General features: G+C 68.5%; 22 protein-coding genes. 15 read left to right on the top strand and 7 right to left on the bottom strand.

Features of this window, described 5'->3' with window-relative positions; all coding sequences use genetic code 11:
• Positions 1–71: 71 nt before the first annotated feature.
• Positions 72–938 carry a LysR family transcriptional regulator gene (locus tag AC1DVZ_RS14500; protein ID WP_477618909.1) on the top strand — a complete coding sequence of 289 codons (867 nt, stop codon included), beginning with the start codon at positions 72–74 and terminating at the stop codon, positions 936–938.
• Between the two features lie 368 nt (positions 939–1,306).
• Here AC1DVZ_RS14500 and AC1DVZ_RS14495 read toward each other — a convergent pair whose 3' ends face one another.
• Complete coding sequence (locus tag AC1DVZ_RS14495; protein ID WP_477618908.1) at positions 1,307–1,606, bottom strand: hypothetical protein; 300 nt, start codon at positions 1,604–1,606, stop codon at positions 1,307–1,309.
• A 969-nt stretch (positions 1,607–2,575) separates the two neighbouring features.
• Here AC1DVZ_RS14495 and AC1DVZ_RS14490 point away from each other — a divergent pair.
• Positions 2,576–3,376: a sigma-70 family RNA polymerase sigma factor gene (locus AC1DVZ_RS14490; RefSeq protein WP_477618907.1), complete on the top strand. Its 801-nt coding sequence runs from the start codon at positions 2,576–2,578 to the stop codon at positions 3,374–3,376.
• 69 nt (positions 3,377–3,445) lie between these two features.
• Positions 3,446–4,399 (top strand): TIGR03557 family F420-dependent LLM class oxidoreductase, encoded by a 954-nt coding sequence (locus AC1DVZ_RS14485; protein ID WP_477618906.1) that lies wholly within the window; start codon positions 3,446–3,448, stop codon positions 4,397–4,399.
• A gap of 93 nt (positions 4,400–4,492) precedes the next feature.
• Here AC1DVZ_RS14485 and AC1DVZ_RS14480 read toward each other — a convergent pair whose 3' ends face one another.
• Positions 4,493–4,948 (bottom strand): hemerythrin domain-containing protein, encoded by a 456-nt coding sequence (locus tag AC1DVZ_RS14480; RefSeq protein WP_477618905.1) that lies wholly within the window; start codon positions 4,946–4,948, stop codon positions 4,493–4,495.
• Positions 4,949–5,087: 139 nt separating this feature from the next.
• Between AC1DVZ_RS14480 and AC1DVZ_RS14475 the strand changes: the two genes are divergently transcribed.
• Positions 5,088–5,444: a phospholipase D-like domain-containing protein gene (locus tag AC1DVZ_RS14475; protein WP_477618904.1), complete on the top strand. Its 357-nt coding sequence runs from the start codon at positions 5,088–5,090 to the stop codon at positions 5,442–5,444.
• A 530-nt stretch (positions 5,445–5,974) separates the two neighbouring features.
• Here the strand turns inward: AC1DVZ_RS14475 and AC1DVZ_RS14470 are convergent.
• Positions 5,975–6,202 carry a DUF6582 domain-containing protein gene (locus tag AC1DVZ_RS14470; protein WP_477618903.1) on the bottom strand — a complete coding sequence of 76 codons (228 nt, stop codon included), beginning with the start codon at positions 6,200–6,202 and terminating at the stop codon, positions 5,975–5,977.
• A gap of 213 nt (positions 6,203–6,415) precedes the next feature.
• Between AC1DVZ_RS14470 and AC1DVZ_RS14465 the strand changes: the two genes are divergently transcribed.
• Entirely contained in the window at positions 6,416–7,138 is a 723-nt protein-coding gene (locus AC1DVZ_RS14465) for a hypothetical protein (RefSeq protein ID WP_477618902.1), read from the top strand.
• Positions 7,139–7,394: 256 nt separating this feature from the next.
• Here the strand turns inward: AC1DVZ_RS14465 and AC1DVZ_RS14460 are convergent, their stop codons facing one another.
• Positions 7,395–7,772 (bottom strand): VOC family protein, encoded by a 378-nt coding sequence (locus AC1DVZ_RS14460; RefSeq protein ID WP_477618901.1) that lies wholly within the window; start codon positions 7,770–7,772, stop codon positions 7,395–7,397.
• Positions 7,773–7,898: 126 nt separating this feature from the next.
• Here AC1DVZ_RS14460 and AC1DVZ_RS14455 point away from each other — a divergent pair, with 126 nt between their 5' ends.
• Positions 7,899–9,395: a cobyric acid synthase gene (locus AC1DVZ_RS14455; RefSeq protein WP_477618900.1), complete on the top strand. Its 1,497-nt coding sequence runs from the start codon at positions 7,899–7,901 to the stop codon at positions 9,393–9,395.
• A 13-nt stretch (positions 9,396–9,408) separates the two neighbouring features.
• On the opposite strand, the gene AC1DVZ_RS14450 is transcribed toward AC1DVZ_RS14455, so the two are convergent.
• On the bottom strand, positions 9,409–10,845 hold the full coding sequence (locus AC1DVZ_RS14450; protein WP_477618899.1) for a hypothetical protein: 1,437 nt from the start codon (positions 10,843–10,845) through the stop codon (positions 9,409–9,411).
• 69 nt (positions 10,846–10,914) lie between these two features.
• Between AC1DVZ_RS14450 and AC1DVZ_RS14445 the strand changes: the two genes are divergently transcribed.
• On the top strand, positions 10,915–12,627 hold the full coding sequence (locus tag AC1DVZ_RS14445; protein ID WP_477618898.1) for an NAD(P)/FAD-dependent oxidoreductase: 1,713 nt from the start codon (positions 10,915–10,917) through the stop codon (positions 12,625–12,627).
• 85 nt (positions 12,628–12,712) lie between these two features.
• Positions 12,713–13,273, top strand: a complete 561-nt coding sequence (locus AC1DVZ_RS14440; protein ID WP_477618897.1) for an NYN domain-containing protein — start codon at positions 12,713–12,715, stop codon at positions 13,271–13,273.
• 63 nt (positions 13,274–13,336) lie between these two features.
• Here AC1DVZ_RS14440 and AC1DVZ_RS14435 read toward each other — a convergent pair whose 3' ends face one another.
• Both AC1DVZ_RS14435 and AC1DVZ_RS14430 read right to left on the bottom strand, forming a co-directional pair.
• Positions 13,337–16,276, bottom strand: coding sequence for a helix-turn-helix transcriptional regulator (locus tag AC1DVZ_RS14435; RefSeq protein WP_477618896.1), 2,940 nt, complete (start codon positions 16,274–16,276; stop codon positions 13,337–13,339).
• A gap of 117 nt (positions 16,277–16,393) precedes the next feature.
• The gene (locus AC1DVZ_RS14430; protein ID WP_477618895.1) at positions 16,394–16,771 is read right to left on the bottom strand and encodes a response regulator transcription factor; all 378 of its coding nucleotides are present in this window, start codon (positions 16,769–16,771) and stop codon (positions 16,394–16,396) included.
• Positions 16,772–16,934: 163 nt separating this feature from the next.
• Between AC1DVZ_RS14430 and AC1DVZ_RS14425 the strand changes: the two genes are divergently transcribed.
• From AC1DVZ_RS14425 to chvE, 7 genes are all read left to right on the top strand, one after another.
• Positions 16,935–17,441, top strand: coding sequence for a hypothetical protein (locus AC1DVZ_RS14425; protein WP_477618894.1), 507 nt, complete (start codon positions 16,935–16,937; stop codon positions 17,439–17,441).
• An 82-nt stretch (positions 17,442–17,523) separates the two neighbouring features.
• Positions 17,524–17,667, top strand: coding sequence for a hypothetical protein (locus AC1DVZ_RS14420; RefSeq protein WP_477618893.1), 144 nt, complete (start codon positions 17,524–17,526; stop codon positions 17,665–17,667).
• On the top strand, positions 17,664–18,677 hold the full coding sequence (locus AC1DVZ_RS14415; protein WP_477618892.1) for a LacI family DNA-binding transcriptional regulator: 1,014 nt from the start codon (positions 17,664–17,666) through the stop codon (positions 18,675–18,677). Before AC1DVZ_RS14420 ends, AC1DVZ_RS14415 begins: the two co-directional genes overlap by 4 nt.
• Positions 18,678–18,905: 228 nt before the next feature.
• The gene (gene araB / locus AC1DVZ_RS14410; protein WP_477618891.1) at positions 18,906–20,576 is read left to right on the top strand and encodes a ribulokinase; all 1,671 of its coding nucleotides are present in this window, start codon (positions 18,906–18,908) and stop codon (positions 20,574–20,576) included.
• Positions 20,573–21,271, top strand: coding sequence for an L-ribulose-5-phosphate 4-epimerase (locus tag AC1DVZ_RS14405; protein ID WP_477618890.1), 699 nt, complete (start codon positions 20,573–20,575; stop codon positions 21,269–21,271). Before araB ends, AC1DVZ_RS14405 begins: the two co-directional genes overlap by 4 nt.
• The gene (araA, locus tag AC1DVZ_RS14400) at positions 21,268–22,767 is read left to right on the top strand and encodes an L-arabinose isomerase (protein WP_477618889.1); all 1,500 of its coding nucleotides are present in this window, start codon (positions 21,268–21,270) and stop codon (positions 22,765–22,767) included. The genes AC1DVZ_RS14405 and araA overlap by 4 nt, the downstream gene beginning before the upstream one ends.
• Before the next feature lie 97 nt (positions 22,768–22,864).
• Positions 22,865–23,959 carry a multiple monosaccharide ABC transporter substrate-binding protein gene (gene chvE, locus AC1DVZ_RS14395; RefSeq protein ID WP_477618888.1) on the top strand — a complete coding sequence of 365 codons (1,095 nt, stop codon included), beginning with the start codon at positions 22,865–22,867 and terminating at the stop codon, positions 23,957–23,959.
• Positions 23,960–24,030 lie beyond the last annotated feature (71 nt).

Here is a 24,030-nt window from a genome sequence, read left to right as displayed (position 1 = left end):
TGGGGATGTTCGTCTGATACGTCCAATGACAATCCCAGAGATATCCGATACGTAATGCGTATGGTAGGAACATGCTCGTTCGCGACCTGGAGTGGCTCGTGGCCCTGGCCGACCACCAGCACGTGACCGATACGGCCGCTGTTCTCCGGGTCAGCCAGCCGACGTTGTCGCGGGCCTTGGCTCGTGTGGAGGGCGAACTCGGGGCGCGGCTGTTCGAGCGGGTCCCGGAGGGTCTGGTCATCTCGCCTGACGGCGAGCTCGTCATCGCTGGGGCTCGCGACGTCCTGGGCCGCTACCAGCAGCTGTTGCTCGAGCTCGGGGCGCGGCTCGACCCGAACGCGGGGGTGGTGCGACTGGCCTTCCTCGACTCGATGGCGACCTCGTTGGTGCCGCGGATCCTTCGTGACTTCCACGAGGAGGCACCCGGAGTCCGCGTGGTGCTGACCCAGGAGCCGGCCCACCACATCCAGCGCGATCTCGACCAGGGGCTGGTGGAGCTGGCGATCACCTCAGTGCAGCCCGAGGGTGACTACGGGTGGCTGCCGCTCCAAGATGAGCGGCTGGTGCTCATCGTTCCCCCCAGCCACCGGCTGCGTGGACGTCGCCGTGTCGACCTCAGGGAGCTGGTCGAGGACGAGCTCGTGACGACGCCGGTCGGGTTCGGATACCGCGAGCTCGTCAACCGGTTGCTTGCCGATGCCGGTGTCGCCGTGCCCGTCTCGTTCGAGAGCGCCGACCTTGCCACGATCGAGGGCCTGGTCGCCGCAGGCCTTGGGGTTGCGATCGTGCCCGAGCAGTTCGCCGGGCTGTCCGGCACCATAGGCATGAACATTTCCAGCCCCAACGCTCGCCGCATCATCGGACTGACGTGGCGTACGGACCGTGGGCTGAACCCAGCCGCCCTCCGGCTTCACCACTTCGTCACGACTCGGCACTAACGGATGGCCGCCCTCCGCGCGCCCCCGCCGATGGGCGGCGGAGTGCCGCGCGCCGACCATGGCGTTCGAAGGTCCGGGTGTGCTCGAAAAGTCGTCGGCCATCGTCGAGAGGCTGGGGGAATCGCGGCGAAGTCCATCGCCGAGCCGCGACGTCGCAGGTGAGCGGGCGGCATACGGCGGGCTGTAAATCCATCGCGAAAGCGTCGCCGAACGTTGCCAGCCCCCCCATCACCACGCGTCTGACCCGCGCTGAAGGGGCAGCATGGCGGCCGCAGCAATGCCCCACCCGAGGGAGCGGGGGCACCGCCTCGGTCGACGTCGTCGGACTTCCCCTGGAAAGCCGGACGTCGCCCGCATGGCCTGCCGCGTCAGGGCCGCTGCAGCCGGTCCAAGGCGTCCCTGAGGGCCTCCACAACCTCGTCCCGCCGGTCGTCAGGCACCCAGCGCATGACCACTGTCGGCGCCGAACCGGCCGCGGCCGGTTCGAAGCTCAGCGGCCAGCTGGACTGGTGCGGCCAATCCGCACGCAGGCGTTGCTCCGCCTGCCCCACGGTGAGCGGGCCCGTGAGGGTGACGTGGACATCGTGCGCCACCCCGGCGGTGGTGCGCCGTTCGTTGGTTACGCGCTCGACCTCGGTGACCGTGACCGGCGGCTCTGCATCGCTCATGGCCGCCCAGTACCCACGCCTACCGATTTCATTCGTCGGTGCCCCCGACTGAGGCATGAGCCCGTCACGCTGGCGCGCTACCCCGGCTGTGGACTGTGGGCAGAGAGGCGACGCGTGGCGTCATACCGATGGCAGCGTGTGGTTCCCGGACGAAGTGGTGGGGAGCAATGCCGTCTCCTAGCCATCCGCCCGCGAGGGCGGCGCCTCGGTGTCGCGCGCACTGGTCGGGTCGGCGGCGCGGCTGCGCGCCTCCTGGGCAGTCCACTGGGTGTCACAGACCAGGCACCGGAACGCAGGATGCAGGCGCGGCTCCCCGGATCCAGCCGTGCCCGGCAACATCACGGTTGTCGCCCTGTCGCTTCCGCACTGCGGGCACACGTGCGTTGCCATCTACCGGCCGCCCGCCGTGCCGGTATGCCGTACGCGAAGCCCGACTCTCACCGTTTCACCTTCCGCGGACCCAACGTTTCTCCGCCAACGACTGGTTACCCGACTGCTTACCCAGGACGCAGGCCGGACAAACGCACCCGCAGTGTGTGGAGTGCGGGCGGTTGAGTGGGTCGTGCGGGTTTGCCACGGCCCGCAGGTGGGTAGGGCACGATCGCGAGCGCAACACCGCGTTGTGCCACGTCGCCGAGGAGGCAGTCCATGCCGAAGTCCAACAGTGCAGACACCGCTACGAATCCCCCGGACGATGCGGCTTCGAGTGCGCCCGCATCCGTTGACGCTCCGGACGGCGGCCCCGGGTCCCACACCGAGGACCAGACGGGCGGAGTCGCCAACGACCMCGCGAGCGGGGGCATCCCCGAGGATGCCGACAGCGAGGACGACGCTACCGCCGGCTGACCTCCCACGCCGCGCAGGCGGGACGTGCTGTTGCGCTTGGTCGACTGCGGTGGTTGTCTGAGGCAAAGACAACTGGTCCAGCAGCGGTGCCTTGTCCCCATCTCGAACTCGAGGGGATGCACCGTGTCAGCGCCGCTAGTCCTCACCCACCCAGCTTCTACTGCCGAGCCCGGCTGGTCCGACCGTGACCACGAACGCGCCGAAGCCCTCCTCGCCGAGGTCCAGGACTGTTCGGACGCCGAGCGGCGCGCCGAGCTGCGACGCCAAGCCGTCGTCCTCACGCTGGACCTCGCCGACGGGGTCGCCCGGCGCTTCCGTGGCCGGGGGATGGACGTCGAGGACCTCGTCCAAGTGGGACGTGTGGCACTGCTCAAGGCGGCCCACGCCTACCGCTGCGGTTGCGGGAGCAGCTTCGCGGCATACGCCGTCCCCACGATCGCTGGCGAGATCAAGCGTCACTTCCGCGACAACGCCTGGGCGGTCAGGCCACCGCGGCGGCTGCAGGAGCTGCGCGCCGAGCTCGTCCACGAAGAGGACCACCTGCGGCATCGGCTGCTCCGCGACCCCACCGACGCGGAGCTCGCCCACAGCCTCGGGTTGACCCCCGCTGACGTGCGCGATGCCCACGCCTGTTCACGGGCCTATCGCGCCATATCCCTCGACCTCCCGCCCGGCGCTGGTGTGCCCGACGTGGTCGATCACGACCCTGGCGTCGATGACCTGATAGCCGACAGGGACCTGCTCGCTCGGGCCCTGGAAGGGCTGAGCGACCGCGAGCGTCTGATCCTGAGGCTGCGGTTCGTCGAGGAGCAGACCCAGTCGGAGATCGGGGCGGTGCTCGGTGTGAGCCAGATGCAGGTGTCCCGGCTCCTGGCCGTCATCCTCGGAAAGCTTCGCAGCGACCTGCTGGCACCGGCCGCATGACCTCGTACCGGCCGCATGAGGACATCTCGGGGGCGGCTGCCGCTGGGACGAGCGTGGAGGAGGACAGGCATGAAGGTCGGCTATTTCCTGTCGTGTGAGGAGTACGGTCCCCACGACCTCGTCGAGCAGGCGGTGCTGGCGGAGGAGTCGGGCTTCACCGGGCTCTGGATCAGCGACCACTACCACCCCTGGAACGACGAGCAGGGACAGAGCCCATTCGTCTGGTCGGTGATCGGCGCGATCTCGCAGGTCTGCTCGCTGCCCGTCACGACGGCGGTCACCTGCCCGACCGTGCGGGTGCACCCGGCAGTGGTGGCGCAGGCCGCGGCGACCTCGGCCGTGATGCTCGCCGGGCGTTTCGTCCTCGGAGTCGGTTCGGGGGAGGCGCTCAACGAGCACGTGCTCGGGCACCCGTGGCCCCACGCCGAGCAGCGGTTGGAGATGTTGGAGGAAGCAGTCGAGGTGATGCGTGCCCTGTGGACCGGCGAGGTGGTCTCGCACGAGGGCTGGCACTACACGGTCGACACCGCACGGATCTACACGCTCCCGGATCAGCCCCCGCCGGTCTACGTCTCCGCCTTCGGACCCAAGGCCTTGGAGGTCGCCGCGCGGATCGGTGACGGGTTCATCACCACGAAGCCGGACGGTGATGCGGTGGCTGAGTTCCGACGACTGAAGGGCGACGACCGGGCGCCAGCGATGGCGGGGTTCAAGGTCGCGTATGCCGCGACCGCCGAGGAAGGGCGCGACCACGCGCACCGGTTGTGGGCCAACGCCGGGCTACCGGGCGAGCTCGCCCAGGTACTTCCCTCCCCGCAGCACTTCGAACAAGCCGCGACCCTGGTGACCAAGGAGTCGACAGGGGAGTCGGTCGTGTGTGGCAGTGACGCACGGGAGCACCGTGCCGCGTTCGATCCGTTCGAGAAGGCGGGTTTCGACGAGGTCTACGTTGCGAACATGGGACCGCGGTGGCGGGAGATGATCGCGTTCTACGGGGACGAGGTGCTCCCTCAGCTGTCGTGACGGCTGCCAGCCACCTCGCGAGCGCGAGGAAGGGTGGCAGCCGGCACGCGGCATACGACGTGGACGCGGGTGGGACCGGTCCTCCCCGCGCTGTCAGGCTCGGGACTGCATCGCGGCCAGGGCCTGTTCCTTGGCTGCGGTGAAACGGTCTCCAAGGTCCGACAGCTGCTGGTTGGACGCGGCCTCGGCGAAGGCCGGCAGGATCTCCTGCTCCTCCTCCTCGACGTGGTGGCGAACCTCGCCGATCATGGCCGCGATCAGGCCGTCCACGCCGGGCGCCTCGGGATCTGCATCGAGGAGCTCCTGCAGTGTCTCCTCCACGTGGTGGTGTTCAGCGAGACCATCGTCCACGTCGGTGCCTTCGTCGGGCACAGTCGCCTTGATGGCGGGGTACACCACCTGCTCCTCGGCCTTGGAATGGGGAATCAGCAGTTCGGCGACCTGCCGAAGCAGGCCCGGTATGTCCCCAGGTTCGGCCTTCTCGAGTTGCTTGAAGACCGACTCGAGCGTCTTGTGGTCGTCCTTGATGAGCGTGATGACACCGGGCATGAAAACTCCATCCGTTTGAGGCCTGCGATGAGCTTGCCCTTGCTGCTTACCCAGGTGGGCAGGCAGGTACACCCGGAACGGCGCCTCGGTTGAACCGGCGGCGAGTTACATATCTGCATCTGACTGGCAGCCTGTAGGGATGAGCGATTGGTTCCTGCCGGAGCGAGATCGCCCGTGGACGGCGGGGAACCTGGTGGTGCCACACGTGCACGGCGCCGAGTACTTCACGCGTCTGATCCAGATCCTGGGGGCCACGCTCGAGGGGGATCGGATCTTCTTCACTGATTGGCGGGGCGACGCCGACGAGCTGCTGGCCGAAGGCGGTCCGACGATCGGCGATGTCTTGGTCGACGCCGTCGGTCGCGGTGTCGAGGTCCGTTGCCTGCTGTGGCGCTCGCACAGCGACAAGCTGCGCTTCAACGAGAAGGAGAACCGCCATCTCGGCACGGTCATCAACCACCACTGGATCACCGCAACCCGTACCGCGCGCTGGTGAACCTCGCCGCCCGGGTGCCGAGGCATTCGGGCCTGTGGGCGCGGCGCGCCCAAGAGCCGGCCGCCTCCATCGGGCCCCACCTCCTGACGCCGGTACGCCGAGCTGTCCGCCTGTGGGCCGACCCGGCATACCGCATCCTCTGCGATCCCGACGGTCGCCCACGGGGCCCGCTGCACCAACACGTTCTGAGTGTTCGCTCTGACTGGAGGTCGAACGGGAACGGTTGTCCGTGACCACGCGGAGCGAGCTCAGGCCACCGGTGGGGACGTGAACAGGGACCCCGGGGCCGGGACGTCCGCCGTGCGGTGCTGGGGAGTTGGAGTCAGCTGCGACGAGAGGCGCTGGCGCCAGGTGAGCCGAGGGCGACGATGCCGTGCAATGTAGGTGCTCATTTCGGGACTCCTCTCGATCAACACCCTGCGAGTTGATCGCCATCACCTTGACACTTCGCGACACCTTGCGGCCCAGCCTCAGGTAGGTCTTGAGGGTCATCCAAGTGATGGAGTGGGGTGTCCGGCAGGTCCGGCTCGTCAGTCGTCCTTCTTCAGGCTCGGATACTTCTTCTCGACCGCAGCCCGGACCTTCTTCTTCTCGGCCGCTGTTCCATGTTGCGCCACCCTGGCCAGAGCGTTCCGAGCGTGCTCGATGTCAGGAATCGGGTACTTCTCCTGCTCCGGCAGCGCGAACGACGACTTCTTCAGCTTCTTGCGGTTCTCGCTGTCACTGAGATCCTTCGACACGGTGGACTCCTTTCCCATGGGCTGAACCTCTGCATACCCACAGGCGCCTCGCTCAAACCCCCGCCGTGGAACGGCATGCTGCGCCATCACACGGTTTGAACTGCTGCTCCCTAGGGCACTATGGAGATGCGCCTTGAACAGCCAGAAGCCGTCCATGGTGAGGCAGGACAGAGCATCCGCTCAACGCCGAGTCTCCACGACTTGGCGAAAGGCCCCCACAAGGAGGCACACATGAACAGCACGCATGAGTCCCACGACAACGAGCAGGACGCCACCCGCGTCGCCGACCGCGACGGGCGTGATGGCAGCGAGGACGAGCGCGTCGCCAACCGCGACCGGCGTGATGGCAGCGAGGACGAGCGCGTGGCCTATGGCCAGAGTCGAACCGCTGCCCAGGCCGAGCGGTTCGGTGGCGTCAAGGTGGGCTCTGCGTTCTTCGGCTGGCTCGCCGCCATGGGCATGGCCGTGATTCTCACCGCGGCGTTGGCCGCCGCAGGTACCGCCGTGGGCTTGGGCACGGGCACCGACCCCAGTGAGGCAGTCGACCAGGCATCATCCGACGCGGCGACCGTCGGCATCGTGGGCGCGATCGTCTTGGCCATCATCCTCTTCGTGAGCTACTTCTGCGGAGGCTATGTTGCCGGCCGCATGGCTCGGTTCAACGGTGCCAAGCAGGGTGTGGCGGTCTGGGTCTGGGCTCTGATGGTCGCGGTCATCGTGGCCGTCGTCGGAGTCGTTGCCGGCACCAAGTACGACGTACTGGGTCAGCTGAACAGCTTCCCGCGGCTCCCGATAAGCACGTCCGACCTCAATACCGCCGGTGTGGTCGCGCTCGTTCTCGCCGCAGTCACGAGCCTGATCGGCGCCATCGCCGGCGGCAGCGCGGGCATGCGATTCCACCGCAGGGTCGACCGGGTCGACCTCGACGAGGACGTGACCCCGTCGGGTCGGTGACGACCTTCTTCAGCGCGTCGTCGCTGTGCATCGTCGCTCCGCGAGATCGGCAGGCCCTGCCCCGCACAAGGCGACATAACCGCGACGGCAGGTCGCAAACGGAGGAGACGTCGATTCGGGCATCCCGTGGTTAGGGCACCAGGAACTGAGTGTTTGGCCCGCCCTTCACCTGACACCCCGTGCACAGAGGGCCCCGGACCGGCGGAAACGCTGGTCCGGGGCCCTTCTCGTTACCCCGCGCTCCGCGCGAGCGGTGTCAGGTCTCCTGGCCGATCGACAGGATGTTGCCGTCAGGGTCCTTGAACCAGGCGCCCTTGATGCCCTCGATCTCGGCGATGCCATCCACCGTCTTCAACCCCGGCATGTCGTACTCCTCGAACACCACCCCGCGCTCGCGGAGCTCACCCACCGCCTTCTCGACGTCGTCCACGTCGAAGCCCATGTAGGTGCTCTTGGCCGTACCGGCGAACTGGGACGGATAGACGAGCACGAGTGACCCTCCGCCCGCGTCGTACCGGACTCCATCGGCCCTCTCGTCGTTGACCTTCAGGCCCAACGTCTCGCCGTAGAACTTCTTGGCCCTCTCGATGTCTGACACCGCGATGGTCGGAGTCGCCCTCAGTGCTTCGAACATTTCCCAACCTCCCTGATTCCAGCGCTCACTGCATCAATTCCGGGCCGGCCGGGATCGTGGCCATGACCCTGATGCGACGTTACGCCGCCGACCTGCGCTGTGCGTCCCCCTCGTAGGCTAGGCAAAGTGAAGGGGTCGCTGCTGGTCGCCGGGACGACGTCGGATGCGGGCAAGAGTGTGGTGACGACCGGGCTGTGTCGGCTGTTGGCCCGCCGCGGGGTGCGTGTCGCTCCGTTCAAGGCCCAGAACATGTCGAACAACTCGATGGTCGTCGGCGGCCCCGACGGTCTCGGTGCCGAGATCGGACGTGCCCAGTGGATCCAGGCCGTTGCCGCAGGGGCCACACCGGAGGTGGCGATGAACCCCGTGCTGCTCAAGCCGGGGAGTGATCGGCGCAGCCATGTCGTCCTCAACGGGCTCCCTGCCGGTTCCATCTCCTCCGCCGAGTTCGCTGGGTCGCGAGGCTCGCTCGCGAAGGCCGCCTTCGCGGCATACGACGACTTGGTATGCCGTTTCGACGTCGTCATCTGCGAAGGCGCCGGAAGTCCCACCGAGATCAACCTGCGAGAGCACGACTACATCAACATGGGGCTGGCGCGGCACGCCGACATGCCCGTGATCGTCGTCGGTGACATCGACAGAGGCGGGTTGTATGCCGCGTTGCACGGCACCGTGGCGCTGCTGGAGCCGGCCGACCAGCGACTCGTGGCCGGGTTCGTGGTGAACAAGTTCCGGGGGGACGAGACCCTGCTCGCGCCTGCCAACCGCGAGATCGAACGCATCACTGGTCGCGCGGTGCTCGGGGTGATCCCCTGGAGCCCAGCCGTGTGGCTGGACTCGGAGGACGGGCTCGACCTCGCCGGACGAGCGGCCGACGCCGAGGACCCGCTGAAGGTCGCGGTCGTGAGGTTCCCCAGGATCAGCAACTTCACCGACGTGGACGCCCTCGGACTGGAGCCGGACGTCGACGTGCGGTTCGCCTCCCGACCCCAGGACCTCGCCGACGCCGACCTCGTGGTGCTCCCCGGGACCCGATCGACCATGGCGGACCTTGCGTGGCTGCGGCACCGCGGCCTCGACCGCGCCGTCGCGGCACACGCCGCAGCCGGACGCCCCGTGCTCGGCATCTGCGGCGGGTTCCAGATGCTTGGGCGCACGATCAGCGACCCGGATGGTGTCGAGGGGCCGGCCGGGACGGTGGTCGAAGGGCTGGGGCTGCTGGACACCACGACCACCTTCGCGGCCGACAAGGTCCTGCGGCTCTCGCACGGAACGGCGTTGGGCGCACCGGTGTCCGGGTACGAGATCCACCACGGGGTGACCACCACCGGTGCGGAGGCGGAGTTCTTCGGCGGAGCCCGCCGCCGGCACGTGTTCGGGACGATGGTGCACGGGAGCTTGGAATCCGACGAGTTCCGGCACGCGCTCCTGGGTGTCACCGCCGCAGCCGTCGGGCGCCATTATGCCGCCAGTGGGGTCAGCTTCGGGGCGGCCCGGCAGGCGCGGCTGGACCTCCTGGCCGACCTGGTCGAGGCGTGCGTCGACATGGATGCCGTCGACGCACTGATCACCAGCGGAGCGCCGTCGGGGCTTCCGATCCTGCCGCCGGGGGATTCTCGGTGACGGTTGGCCGCGGCTAGGCGAGGTCGGGTGTGGTCAGGACGGCCCGCTCATCTGCGGCGTCCACCACGGCACCGATCCGGTCGTACGTCGCCAGTGCGGCTTCGTGCTGTGCCCGGGCGCGATCCACGTCGCCCCCTGACTCGTAGATGCGACCGAGCAGCGAGGAGACCCGGGCCGCCTCGTAGGTCAGGTCGATCTCGCTGAAGAGCTGGTGCGCGTTGAGGGCCGCCCTCTCGGCATCGGCGAGGTCGCCCTGGACGAGGAGGACCGCGGCCTCCCCGGCGTCGGCGATCGCCCGCAAGGCGGGGGTCCGGTGGTTCGACGCGATCTCGGCCAGCTCGATCGCGGCCGTCTGCGCCGTCGAGAGGTCGTCAAGCATCAGGGCGACCTCGAGCTGAGTGGGCAGAAGCTTCGCTCGCTCCAAAGCACCCATGCCCTTGCTGCCGAGGACCCGCCGGAGGCCCGTGGCGGCGGCACCCGGGCGACCCCGCAGGACGAGGGCCCGGGCAAGACCAGGCTGCGGCGTCACACCCATCTCCTCCGCCTGCCGGAAGGCCTCCTCAGCCGCGTCGATCTCACCCATCTTGAGCCTGACCTCGCCCAGCTCCCGGAAGGCCAGCGCGGAGAACATCAGGTTGAAGGAGCCCAGCTCCGTCGTGGCTTTCAGGGCCTCTTCGCCGGCTTCGGACAGGAAACCTCGCAAGCGCAGGATCTCGGCGCGGTGGACCCTGCAGACACCGGGGAAGCCGTTGATGGCCTGCCGGTCGCACCATCGCGTGGCCGCCTCGGTCCAGCGACCCGCTGCCTGCCAGTCGGCAACCTGGGCGTTGACCGCGATCATCATGCAGTAGATCATTCCGGTCGCGCGGGCACCCAGGTCCCCGGCCACGGCGCCTTCTGTCGCCTCCTCCACCATGGGCAGGCCCCGGTCGGGGTGGTCGGTGTACACCAGGCCGATGCCTTGGAAAGCGTGTCCCAGCGCGAAGAGGTCCTTGTCGCCATGACGCGCGCCCAGGGCCTCAGCCTCCTCGGCACACCTGACCGCAGCATCGAGGTCGCCGTCGTCGCGGGCAGCGATGCTGCGCGCGAAGCTGAGCCACCCGTGCTCGGCGTTCTCGGGCTGTCCCTCGAGCAGCCGGGTGGCATTCTGCAGCCACGCCATGGCCGTGCCGCGCTCACCGAGGTCGCCGTAGTGCTGGGCAAGGTCGATCGCCACTCGAGCAGCGCGTCGCGGGTTGCCCTGCTTCCGGTGCGTCTCGTAGGCGCGCTCACGAAGTGCCATGCAGTGGCGCATCTTGCCGATCCACCACGCGCATTCGGCCATCTGGTCGAGCTCATCGGGACCCAGCGGCGCGACTGCGTCCGCCGCCGCGAAGAGCTGGAACGCCTCGCCCCACGCGTAGCGCGACACCGCCTCGCTTGCCTCGGGCAGCGTCGACAGCTCGGTCATGACCTCATTGTTGCAAGAATGTCGCGGCTCGTCGCTAGCGAATCTGGGACGTCACATCACAATGGGTCCGTGGCCCTCTTCCCGGCTCTGCACGACGTCGACCCGCCCGAGCGACGTCCGGTCATCCTGGCCGTCGACGACGACCCGGACGCCATCGAGCTGCTGGGCGGGGAGCTGAACGACCGATACGGCCGGGCCTACCAGGTACGGACCGCTCGGGCGGCCACCTCGGCGCTGAACCAGCTGACCGCTCTGCGGGAGGAGGGCGAGCGGGTGGCCCTGGTCCTGTCCGACCAGTGGCTACCCGACGGCACGGGGTGCGAGCTCCTGGCCCAGGCAAAGGAGCTCTTCCCACACTCGCGCCGGCTGCTCCTGATCTCGTGGGGCGAGTGGGCGATGGATGCCACAGCCCACCCGCTTCGCCGAGGCATCGGCCTCGGGCAGATCGACTACTACGCGATCAAGCCCTGGCGGGCTGCCGACGAGCTGTTCCACAGGACGGTGACCGAGAACCTCCACGAGTGGGTCGGCTCGGACGCGTCGCTGTCGAGGGAGCTGACCATCGTCGCCGAGGCGGGCAACGCCCGCGCCTCGGAGCTGCGCAGCCTGCTCAGCCGAAACCGGGTGCCCTTCGTCTTCCACCCCACAGGTTCGCCAGCGGGGAGGCAGGTCCTGGAAGAGGTCCGCGAGGCCGAGGCCGACGTTCCCGTCGTCGTCCAGCGCAACGGGCGGGTCCTGGTAGACCCGACCAACGCCGAGATCGCCGAGGCGTACGGCGCGCGCACCCGCCTGCAGGGCTCCCGCGAGTACGACGTCACCGTCGTGGGGGCTGGGCCTTCCGGGCTGGCCGCGGCCGTGTACGCCTCCTCGGAAGGGCTGCGCACCCTGGTGATCGAACGCGAGACGATCGGCGGGCAGGCAGGGTCGAGCTCGCTCATCCGCAACTACCTGGGCTTCCAGCGTGGAGTCACGGGTGCCGACCTCGCCACCCGGGCGCACCAGCAAGCGTGGGTGTTCGGGACGACGTTCCTGCAGATGTGCCAGACCCAGGCGATCCGCAGCGACGCCGACCGGCTCTACCTGACCACCTCGAACTGTGCGGAGATCGCGACTGGCGCGGTCGTCCTCGCCATGGGGGTCAGCTATCGCCGGCTGGGCATCCCGTCCCTCGACGAGCTGGTCGGACGAGGCGTCTTCTACGGCGCCTCCGCCTCGGAGGCGGAACGGTTCACCGGACGTACGGTCTTCGTCGTCGGGGCAGGCAACTCGGCGGGACAGGCTGCCGTCCACCTGGCCGCGCACGCGCGCAAGGTGACCATCCTCGTGCGACGCACCACGCTCGCCGAAACGATGTCGCGCTACCTCATAGAGGAGATCGAGGGGCAGCTCAACATCGACGTTCGCTACCGAACCGAGATCGTCGACGGCGCGGGCGACGGGGAGCTCGAGAGCCTCACCCTGCAGGACTCCGGGCGAGGCGCCACCGAGACTCTGCCTGCCGACGCGGTGTTCATCCTGATCGGCGCGAAGCCGCACACGGACTGGCTGCCCGAACAGGTCGCCCGCGACCGCTACGGCTTCGTCGTGACGGGGGACGCGAGCAACGGCTGGTCGCCGGCCCGAGCGCCCTTCGTGTTCGAGTCGTCGATGCCGGGGGTCTTCGCGGTGGGCGACGTGCGTTCGGGTTCGGTGAAGCGCGTGGCCTCTGCCGCCGGAGAAGGGTCCGTCGCGATCCAGCAGGTGCATCAGTACCTCCAGCTGGTGGACTCCGCGGGCAGTTGACAACTGCCGCGTTGCGTACAGGCAGCCAGCTTCTGCTGCACCAGTTCACCAAGCACAGGCACTGCGTCACCCGTAGCCTCGGTTCATGGCCCAGGAACCGCGAACCACCTACGTTCTCGTGGACGGGGAGAACATCGACGCCACTCTCGGCACCTCCATTCTGGGGCGGCGCCCCCGCCCCGAGGAGCGCCCACGGTGGGAGCGTCTGCTGCAGTTCGCCGAGGAGCGCTGGGGCCAGCCGGCCAAGGGGCTGTTCTTCCTGGCCGCGAACAACGACCTTCCGATGGCGTTCGTGCAGGCGCTGCTGGCGATGGGCTACCGGCCCGTGGCCCTCTCGGGGAGCGTCGGCGAGAAGGTGGTCGACATCGCGATCCAGCGAACACTCGCCGAACTTCGCAGTCGGGACGCTGACGTGCTTCTGGTCAGCAATGACGGTGACTTCGTGGAGGAGCTCGGCGGTCTCCTCGACGGTCGGCGCGTAGGGGTCGTCGGATTCGTCGAGTTTCGCAACCAGGGTTTCGCGAGGTTGGCGGAGAAGGGGCTCGAGTCCTTCGACCTGGAGTACGACGTCCTGGTGTTCAACGAACGACTGCCGCGGATCCGGATCATCCCCATCGACGAGTTCGACCCGGCTCAGTTCCTCTAGCCAAGGGCTCGAGTAGACGCATCGTCCACCCGGTACTCGGTTCGTGATGAACGGGAATGGCCGTCACGTCACACGACGGCTCTGAACTGCCAGTGCTGACAGCTCGACGCGGCTCGTCGTGCCGGTCTTTCGGAGGATGTGCGACACGTGGCTGCTCACCGTCTTGTCGCTGATGAACAATCGACGAGCGATCTGCGCATAGGTCTCACCAGCCATCAGGCCTGTGAAGACTTCTCGTTCTCGGGCCGTGAGGGGCAGACTTCCCTGCAGCACCTCAGCGGGTGAGTCTGCGAGCAAGTCATCTGGCTCCGTCGTCGGGATGGCCAGGTGAGTCTGCGTCGCCAAGACATCGATGGCCTCCATGAGCGGCACGGCTCCGAGAGCTGCGGTGATGCGCCGGGCGGTGGTCAGTGCGGCATTGGCTCGCTTGCGGCTTTCCCGTCGCGTCAGCAAGTCATGCGCCAAGCGATACAGCGCTCTGGCGTGCTCGTACTGCATGTCGGCCCTCTGCGTTGCCTCGCACGCGGCCTCCCAGAGCTCGGCGACTCCGCTGTCGGAGCCGGCACACTCCGCCCGCTGCGCCGCATGAAGGGCACCGAGAGCCCGGTGGACGACGTCGAGCGGGCCTGCGGGGACAAAGGGCGTGGGTAGGGCGCCGCGGGTCGCCTCGATGAGTTCGAGCTGGCGCAGCGCGGTCCTTCGGTTGCCATCATCGGAGGCTCGATCGACGACTTGGACAGCGGCTCTGGACGCGAGTTCCAGCCATTCGTCGGCCGCAATGGGATTGACCTGGACAGCTTCCTCCATGTGGGCGCTGATCCTCTCGAGGGCATCCAGCGGGTCGCCGCAGGCGATGGCCACCTGTATCTGGGTGTCGGTCAGGGGATCCCCGACAGGCGAAGCGGTGGGCATCAGCTCCTCGGCCCGACGCAGATGTAGAGCGGCGGCCCTGCGGTTTCCCTCGTGTGCGGTCAGGAGTGCCGCGGTACATCGTGAGATCCCCGCGGAGTTGTCGCTGCGGGCGATCGTCAACAGCTCGCGCACCAACGGCCGGACCTGATGCCAACGACCCAGGCTGAAGCACCACCGTGCGGCGACAGCGCCGACCGACGCCGCGTAGTCGAACTGCCCTGCGTCACGCAGCGTGCGGTATGAGAGCACCGTCGTCTCTGCCGCGTCCGCATATCGCCCGGCCGACTCATAGCTGTTGCTGAGAAAGAAGGTTGACCGACACAGCAGTTGCGGGTCGTCGGTGTCCATGGCCAGCGCGAACGCCCGCCGGGCGTTGTCGATCCCCCTGTCCGTACCCCACATCGTCTGAGCGCGGGTGCCCCAGGACCACACGAGGGCCCTCGGGGTGCCCACGGCCTCGGCCAGCCGGACGGCCGTCTCGGCATGCTCTCGCGCCTGGTCGATACCGCTGAAGACCTCCGCGAACGCAAGCTGGGCGAAGGCCAGCGCTCGCTCCTGCGAGTGCGGCGCGCCCTCAGTGAGAGCAAGGACCTCCCGTGGCTCGGACAGCGACAGATGCGTCGAGCCCAAACCCGCCATGTCGCGCAGGATGTGCAGCTCGAGCAGGATGCGGGAGGCCAAGAGGGGGTCGGTGGCGCGATCCACCTTGCCCAGCGCCTTCTCGTAGTGCCTCACTGCCCCACGGTCGTCTCCGGCGGCTTCGCAGGCGCGCCCTGCCCTGACCAGCAGATCGACCTGGTCGACCTCCCGAGCCACGGTGGCGGAGACGCGATCAAAGAGCGACACGGCAGTCGCCAGGTGGTTGGCCTGCTCCTCCCAACCGAGGATCGCCTCAGCCTCTTCGGCAGCGCGCAGCGACCAGGCGAACCCCTGGTCGTGGTCGCCGGCCGCCACGTAGTGCAGGGACAGCGCGTTGACCCGATCGCGTTCGTCCACACCGTCGGCGACGAGCCAGATCGCGGCCAGGTCTCGATGGAGATCGGCTGCCTCCCAGCCCGGCATCGAAGCGGCGATCGTCTCTGCCAGGAGTGGATGTCGGAACCAGACGGCCCCGGTGTCGGTCGCCACGGTGACGCCCTGCGCTGTGGCCTCCGCGACCGCGTCGACGGCGACCTCGGCGCCGATCCCGCGACGAGCGGACAGTTCCCGCAACACCGGGAGAGCCATCGGGGCGCCAGCGATCGATAGAAGCTGCGTCACCCTCCTGGCAGGGGTCGACAGTCGGTGCCACGACGCCGAAAGCGCGTCGACCAGCTGTCCTCCCGATGGAATCCCACCACCCGTCGAGTGGACGTCGCTGAGGAGCAGGTCGGCCAGGTAGGGATTTCCGCCAGAACGTCGAAGAATCTCCTCCGCGGGGACAGCTTCGGCCACGGTTTGCGACTGAGCCAGAACCATCGCCTCGACCGCCCACAGGTCCATCCGGTCAAGTCGGAGCTGGGTCACCGACGGCATTCGAACGACATCTGCCAACCATCCATGCAACCGGTGCCCCTCACCGAGCTCGGTATCGCGAAAGGTGGCGAGGATGGCCAGTCGCTGGCCCGTGACGAAACCGGCGACAAGATAGGAAAGCGCGTCCAACGAGCTCGGATCGCACCACTGCAGGTCGTCGAGAACCAGAACCGTTGGCCCGTCTGCCTGGAGCGTGTCAAGGAACGCCCCGATCTGAAGCAGCGCGACACCCTCGGCCGGGTTCATCAGCGCCGGGACCAGGTCGCCCAAGCTCCCCTGCGGAGCCAGGCGGTCGCGGCTGTCACTTTCCGTGGTTCGCAACCAATGGGTGATGGCTTGGGTGAAGGGAACGTAGCTCGTCACGTTTGCCCCGAATGGAAGGCACTGGCCCAGCAGCACATGGCTACCGGTGATCCGGGCTGCATGAGCCGCCTCCCGCACCAGACTCGTCTTGCCGATTCCCGCCTCACCGTGCAGCAGCACCAAGCCCGGCTCGCCGCCAACGGCACCCTCGACCGCAGCACGCAGGGAAGCCCGCTCAGACTCCCGACCAACCAATGTTGGCTGCCGATCCATCCCACGATCATGCGCCTACTGGCGTCCAGATGTCCTGGGAGGTACGCCGGGTCGGAGCCCCGGACTCGTCGTTCCGATGCCCAACGAGCGCTGGGGGCGTGACACCCGGACTGCTGCCTAGGGTGAGCCCACATCCTTGGCCGTCAGGGACTTCACACGACTGAGCAGCTCGCGTCCCCGAAACGGCTTGACCATGTAGTCATCGGCTCCCGCGGTGAATGCCTGGTCGATGTCGGCCTCCTGGGCTCGAGACGTGAGCAGCAGGATCGCGATGTCCTTGGTCCGGGGGTCCGCGCGCATGGCCCGGCAGACCTCGACCCCGGTCAGCCCCGGCATCATCCAGTCCAGGATCACCAGATCGGGTTGCTGCGTCAGCGCGGCGGCCAGTCCCGCGTCACCGTTGCCCTCGGTGAGCACCTGGTAACCGTCGCGGCTCAGCACGCTGATGACGATGTCCTGGATGTCTACGTCGTCTTCTACGACGAGAACCTTCATCGGTGGTCCCTCCGGAGAAGTGGGAAGTCAGAACAGTCCCGTTCCGACAGCGTATCCGTGTGGACGGCCGTTCCTCGCGGACCGCGGGCCCGGTCCCCGATCAGCCAGCAGGTGTGGCAGTTGGCAGTTGCCCATTCGACTTTCGTCCGGCAGTCTCACCGGCGTGGACCGCGACGAATTCGTGCGACTCCGGGCCGCGCTGACGATGAACCTGCCGCCGGCGTCTGGTGCACTGCTCGATGCCGCCGCGTCCAGGCTCCGTCGACGACTGGTGTCGAGCGTCATGTTCGCCCAGGCCGAGGTGGAGGTCACGGAGGACCCGCAGCGGCTGCTGGTCGCCCTGGTCCGCTACCGGCCCGGCACGCCCGAGCGCCAGGTGTCCAGCTTCCTCGAGGCGGTGTGGATCTCCGAGCTGCGCCTCCCCGGCCTGGACGTGTTCCACTTCCTCGCCGAGGACGGGCACGTCGAGCTCGAGTCCGTCACCGGAGACCAGGATTCCGGCTACTTCCTCAGCCTCAACCTGATAGCCATCGAGGGCAGCACCGAAGACTTCGAGGGCAGCACCACAGACTTCGAGGGCAGTGCAAACCTCGAGAGCAGCGCCGACGAGACCCGGCCTCCCGTCGAGACCGAGGCTCCGCCCACCAAGAAGCGGTGGTTCCGCAGCTAGCGTCCCCAACCGCGTCTGGGGCTGAGCACGGTGCCGGCCCGTTCGAGCAGCAGGTGGGCGGGCGGATGGCACAATCCGAGACGTGAACCCGTCGTCTGCCCTCGCCCCAGTGCTCGGCGACGAGCTGCGCGTGGTCGAGGGGCGGACCGGGCCCCACGGCAGTGGTGGGGCCAGCGCGCGGCTGTGCGAGCTGGCGGCCGCAGCGCCCGACGGGGCGAGCTCATGACCACGGGGCCTCGCACAGCGCCTCGTCTGGAGGACGTCGCCCGCGTTGCAGGGGTGTCGCACCAGACGGTGTCACGCGTCGTGAACGGGTCCACGCGGGTGGCGCCGGCCACTCGGGCCCGGGTGCTCGAGGCGGTCGCCGAGCTCGGCTACCGCGGCAACAGCGCGGCCAAGGCGCTCGCCACCCAGAAGAGCGGTGTGGTCGGGGTGGTCGTGGCGGGGCTGGGCTTCTTCGGCCCGTCCAGCACCGTGGTGGGCCTCGAGCTGGCGGCTCGCGCCGAGGGCTACGGCATGGTGCTCGCCTCCCTGCCCGAGGTGACCCAGGAGGCAACCCAGGACGCCCTCGACCACCTGGTGGGCGAGTCGGTCGAGGCCATCGTGCTGATCGCACCTGTCGACACCGGCCTCGATCTGGGAGTCCGGTCACGACTCCCGGTCCCTGTGGTGGTGCTGGACGCGAACCCCCTGCGCGCGCGCCTGTCAGTCGGTGTGGACCACGAGGCCGGGGCACGGTTGGCCACCCAGCACCTGATCGACCTCGGGCACCGCCACATCGCCCACCTCAGTGGTCCGTCGGACTGGTACCAGGCCGAAGCCCGCACGTTCGGCTGGCGCGGGGCGCTGGAGGAGGCCGGGCTGACGGTCCCGGAACCCCTGGTGGGGGACTGGACCGCCTCGAGTGGCTACCGCCTCGGGCGTCAGCTGGCCGCGGAGTCGGAGGTGACGGCGATCTTCGTCGCCAACGACCAGATGTCCATCGGCGTGCTGCGCGCCCTGGCCGAGGCCGGTCGCACGGTTCCCGGCGACGTCAGCATCGTCGGTTTCGACGACCTCCCCGAGTCCGAGTACTTCACGCCCCCTCTCACGACGATCCGGCAGAACTTCGTGGCCCTGGGTCGCGGGGCCATGGGCCTGCTCACCTCAGCGATCCGTGGCGAGCTGGAGGAGGGCACCGTCACCGTGCCGCCCAAGCTCGTCGTGCGTGCCTCGACCGGGCGTCCTCCCGGCTGAGTCGAGGCTGACTCCCCGCCGATTGCCGGCGGGGTCCCGCCTGCAGGCCTGCACTGGCCTGCCCCGTGTGCACCCGTGTGCACCCGCGTGCACCCGCCTGCCCGGAGATTTCCTCGGTCGATCTCTTGACAAGGGAAATGTTAGCGCTAACATCCATGGTTAGCGCTAACACGAACCTGTGGAAGGCGCTCTGGCTCACTGGCGAACCAACAGCACGAGGAGCGTTCGATGACGAACGAGGACCGCGACGACATCTGCGTCGTCGGCGTCGACTTCGGGACCTTGTCCGGCCGTGCTGTGGTGGTCCGTGTCAGCGACGGGGCCGAGCTGGGCAGCGCGGTCTCGGTCTACCCCCACGGGGTCATCGACGAGGTGCTCCCCGGGACGGGCGAGCGACTTGCCCCGGAGTGGGCGCTCCAGGTCCCGACGGACTACGTCCACGTCCTGCGCACCGCGGTCCCCGAAGCCGTCCGCGCGGCGGGTATCGCGCCGGAGCAGGTCGTCGGCATCGCTACCGACTTCACCGCGTGCACGATGGTGCCGACACTGGCCGACGGCACCCCGCTCAGCGAGACCTCCGCCTTCGCCTCCTCGCCGCACGCCTACGTCAAGCTCTGGCGTCACCATGCGGCCCAGGGACAGGCCGATCGCATCAACGCCCTCGCCGCCGAGCGCGCTGAGCCGTGGCTCGGTCGCTACGGCGGCCTGATCTCCTCGGAGTGGGAGTTCGCCAAGGGCCTGCAGATCCTCGAGGAGGCCCCCGAGGTGTATGCCGCGATGGCTCACTTCGTGGAGCTAGCGGACTGGATCGTGTGGCAGCTGTGCGGGGAGTACGTGCGCAACGCCTGCACTGCCGGGTACAAGGGGATCTACCAGGACGGGGAGTACCCGACCCGCGACTTCCTCGCCGCGCTCAACCCGGGCTTCGCCGGCTTCGTCGAGGACAAGCTTGCCCACCGCATCGGACAGCTCGGGGACCCTGCCGGGCGGCTGACGGCGCAGGCCGCCTCGTGGACCGGACTGCCGGAGGGCATCGTGGTGGCGGTCGGCAACGTCGACGCGCACGTGTCGGCTCCCGCAGCCCAGGCGGTCGAGCCGGGGCAGCTCGTCGCGATCATGGGCACGTCCACGTGCCACGTCCTCAGCGGTGCCGTCCTGCGGGACGTCCCCGGGATGTGCGGTGTCGTCGACGGGGGCATCATCCCCGGGCTCTGGGGTTACGAAGCCGGTCAGTCCGGAGTGGGGGACATCTTCGGCTGGTTCGTGAAGTCGTGCGTCCCGCCGGAGTACCACTCGGCGGCGGCCGAGGCGGGGGTCTCGGTCCACGAACACCTCACCGAGCTGGCCGCGGCCCAGCCGATCGGCGCGCACGGACTGGTCGCCCTCGACTGGCACAGCGGAAACCGCTCGACCCTGGTGGACCACGAGCTGTCCGGCCTCGTCGTCGGCCACACGCTCGCGACCGCCCCCGAGGACACCTACCGCGCACTGCTCGAGTCCACGGCGTTCGGCGCCCGGGTCATCGTCGAGGCCTTCACGGGGTCCGGTGTGCCGGTCACGGAGTTCATCGTCGCGGGTGGCCTGCTGCGCAACGAGCTGCTGATGCAGATCTACGCAGACGTCCTCAACCTCCCCTTGTCCGCGGTCCGGTCGGAGCAGGGCCCGGCGCTCGGCTCGGCCATCCACGCGGCCGTCGCGGCGGGGGCCTACCCCGACATCCGCAAGGCCGCGGAGGCGATGGGCGGCCGCACGGTCGCGGCCTTCGTCCCGGTCCCTGAGAACGTGGCCGCCTACGACGAGCTGTATGCCGAGTACCTCGCGCTCCACGACCACTTCGGACGAGGCGGCAACGACGTCATGCGCCGGCTCAAGGCAATCCGCCGCAGGGCCCTGTCATGAGCGCCCTCGCCCTGCCCGCCGTCCGGGAAGCCGTCGACGAGCTGCGCGCCGCGGTCGCCGACCTGCACGGCGAGCTCACACGCAACGCGCTCGTCGCCTGGACCGCGGGCAACGTCTCCGCGCGGGTCCCGGGGGAGGAGCTGCTGGTCATCAAGCCGTCCGGAGTCTCCTACGACGAGCTCACCCCAGACGTGATGGTCGTGACCGACTTCGAGGGCCGGCTGGTCGAGGGGTCCCACGCTCCCTCGTCCGACACGGCAGCGCACGCCTACGTCTACGCCCACCTGCTCGAGGTCGGGGGAGTCGTGCACACGCACTCCACCTACGCCACTGCCTGGTGCGCGCGCCGCGAGTCGATCCCCTGCGTGCTCACGATGATCGCCGACGAGTTCGGCGGGGACATCCCCGTCGGCCCGTTCGCCCTGATCGGCGACGACTCGATCGGTCGCGGTCTGGTCCAGACCTTGGCGAGCAGCAGGTCCAAGGCAGTCCTCATGGGCGGGCACGGCCCGTTCACCGTGGGCTCGGACGCCCGGGCAGCCGTCAAGACGGCCGTGATGCTCGAGGACGTCGCCCGCACCGTGCACATCGCGAGCCAGCTGGGCAACCCCTGGCGGCTGGACCAGGCAGACATCGACCGGCTCTACGACCGGTACCAGAACGTGTACGGGCAGAAGGGAACTCCCGCCTCATGACCATTCAGCCGAAGATCTGGTTCCTCACCGGCAGCCAGGGCCTCTATGGCGAGGACGTGCTGCGCCAGGTGGCCACCCAGTCCGCGGTGATCTCCGATGCGCTCCAGTCCGCGGGGACCCTCACCGCCGAGGTGGAGGCCAAGCCGATCCTGACCGATGCCGCGTCCATCCGCCGAGTGATGCTCGATGCCAACGGCGACGACGACGTGGTCGGGGTCATCGCGTGGATGCACACCTTCTCCCCGGCGAAGATGTGGATCTCCGGGCTCGACGCCCTGGCGAAACCGCTGCTTCACCTGCACACCCAGGCGGGGCGTGACCTGCCGTGGGCCACGATCGACATGGACTTCATGAACCYCAACCAGGCCGCCCACGGCGACCGGGAGTTCGGCTACATCCAGACCAGGGTCGGGGTCACTCGCAAGACGGTGACCGGGCACGTGAGCGACCCCACCACGGTCGAACGCATCGCGACATGGGCCCGTGCCGCGGTCGCCCGGGCCTCCCTGCGCACGCTGCGGGTGGTGCGGTTCGGGGACAACATGCGCGACGTCGCCGTCACCGACGGCGACAAGGTCGAGGCCGAGCTGCGCCTCGGGGTCTCGGTCAACACGTACGGCGTGAACGACCTCGTGGCCGTCGTGGACCGCGTGTCCGACGGTGACATCGACACGCTCGTGAAGGAGTACGAGGACCTGTATGCCGTGGTGCCGGAGCTGCGCCCGGACGGCGAGCGGCACGAGTCCCTGCGCTATGGAGCGCGGATCGAGCTCGGGCTGCGGACATTCCTGGAGGAGGGCGGCTACGGCGCCTTCACCACCAACTTCGAGGACCTGGGCGGTCTGCGCCAGCTGCCCGGGCTGGCCGTGCAGCGCCTCATGGCCGACGGCTACGGCTTCGGTGGCGAGGGGGACTGGAAGACCGCGGTCATGCTCCGCACCCTCAAGGTGATGGCGCAGGGACTACCCGGCGGCACCTCGTTCATGGAGGACTACACCTACCACCTGGAGCCCGGCCGCGAGCTGATCCTCGGCGCGCACATGCTCGAGGTCTGTCCCTCGATCGCTGCCGAGCGCCCGAGCCTCGAGATCCACCCTCTCGGCATCGGTGGTCGCGAGGACCCGGTGCGGCTGGTGTTCACCGCCGCTCCTGGCGAAGGCGTCGTGGTCGGGATCTCCGACATGGGCGACCGGTTCCGGCTGACTGCCAACGAGATCGACGTCGTCCCACCGCTGGCCGACCTGCCCAACCTCCCGGTCGCGCGAGCGGTCTGGAGCCCACGTCCCGACCTGCGCACCGCCACCGAGTCCTGGCTGGTGGCGGGAGGACCGCACCACACGGTGCTGTCGACCGCCCTGACGGCCGAGCACCTGCACGACTTCGCCGAGATGACGGGCCTCGAGCTGGCCCTCATCGACGCGCACACGACCCCCCGCGGCTTCCTTCGCGAGCTGCGGTGGAACGCCGCCTACCACCGGCTGGCCCAAGGCCTGTGAGGCGCCGCGCCGTTGGCGCACAACTGAATACCCGAAACACCCATCAGTACCTCAGCCGGCACCTTCGCAGGTTGACATCCATGGAATGGAGCACACAGTGCGCAGAATCATCGCGGTAGCTGCCGTCGGCCTCCTCGCAGTCGGCCTCAGCGCCTGCGGTCGCCAGACGGACAACGCCTCGTCCGGCAGCGGCGCTGCCAACGTCAAGGGCACCATCGGGGTGGCCATGCCGACCAAGACCTCCGAGCGGTGGATCAAGGACGGCGACTACATCAAGCAGCAGCTCGAGGCCGCCGGCTACAAGGTCAACCTCCAGTACGCCAACGACGACATCCCGACCCAGGTCACCCAGGTCAACGACATGGTGACCAAGCAGAACCAGGTCCTGGTGATCGCCTCCATCGACGGCACCGCGCTCAAGGGTGCCCTCAAGGAGGCCAAGGACGCAGGCATCCCCGTGATCGCCTACGACCGCCTGCTGCGCGACACCGACGCCGTCGACTACTACACGACCTTCGACAACCTGAAGGTGGGCAAGCTGCAGGCCGAGTCCCTGCTCGCGGGCCTCGAGGCCAGCGGCGCCCCCAAGCCGTGGAACGTCGAGCTCTTCGCCGGGTCGCCCGACGACAACAACGCCACCTTCTTCTTCAACGGGGCCATGGAGGTCCTCCAGCCGAAGATCGACGCGGGCGACATCAAGATCGCGTCCGGCGAGACCAACTTCAAGACCGTGGCGACCCTGCGCTGGGACGCGGCCGTGGCCAAGAAGCGCATGGAGAACGTGCTGACGAAGTCGTACTCCAAGGCTGACGTCAACGGCGTCCTGTCGCCCTACGACGGTCTGTCCCGTGGCATCCTCGCCGCCCTCAAGGGCAGCGGTTACGGCACCGGTGGCAAGAAGCTGCCTGTCGTCACCGGCCAGGACGCCGAGCTCGAGTCGGTCAAGTCGATCCTCGCGGACGAGCAGTACTCGACGGTCTTCAAGAACACGCGCGACCTGGCCCAGGCCACCGTCACGATGATCACCGAGATCGCCGGCAAGAAGACGGTGACGGTCAACGACACCGAGTCCTACGACAACGGCGTCAAGAAGGTCCCGACCCAGCTGCTCGAGCCGGTCGCCGCCGACAAGTCCGACGTCAAGGACATCCTGCTCAAGGCGAAGTACTACACCGAGGCCGACTTCTCCTAGTCGCCCCACCAGCTCCGTGGCGGCGGTCGGAAACGCCTTCCGCCGCCACGGACTCCACGCAGAGGCAGAGT

This window comes from Pedococcus sp. P2_E5 (assembly GCF_056403895.1).
Note: the sequence above shows the minus strand (reverse complement) of the source record. Positions and strands in the feature narration are given on the sequence as shown.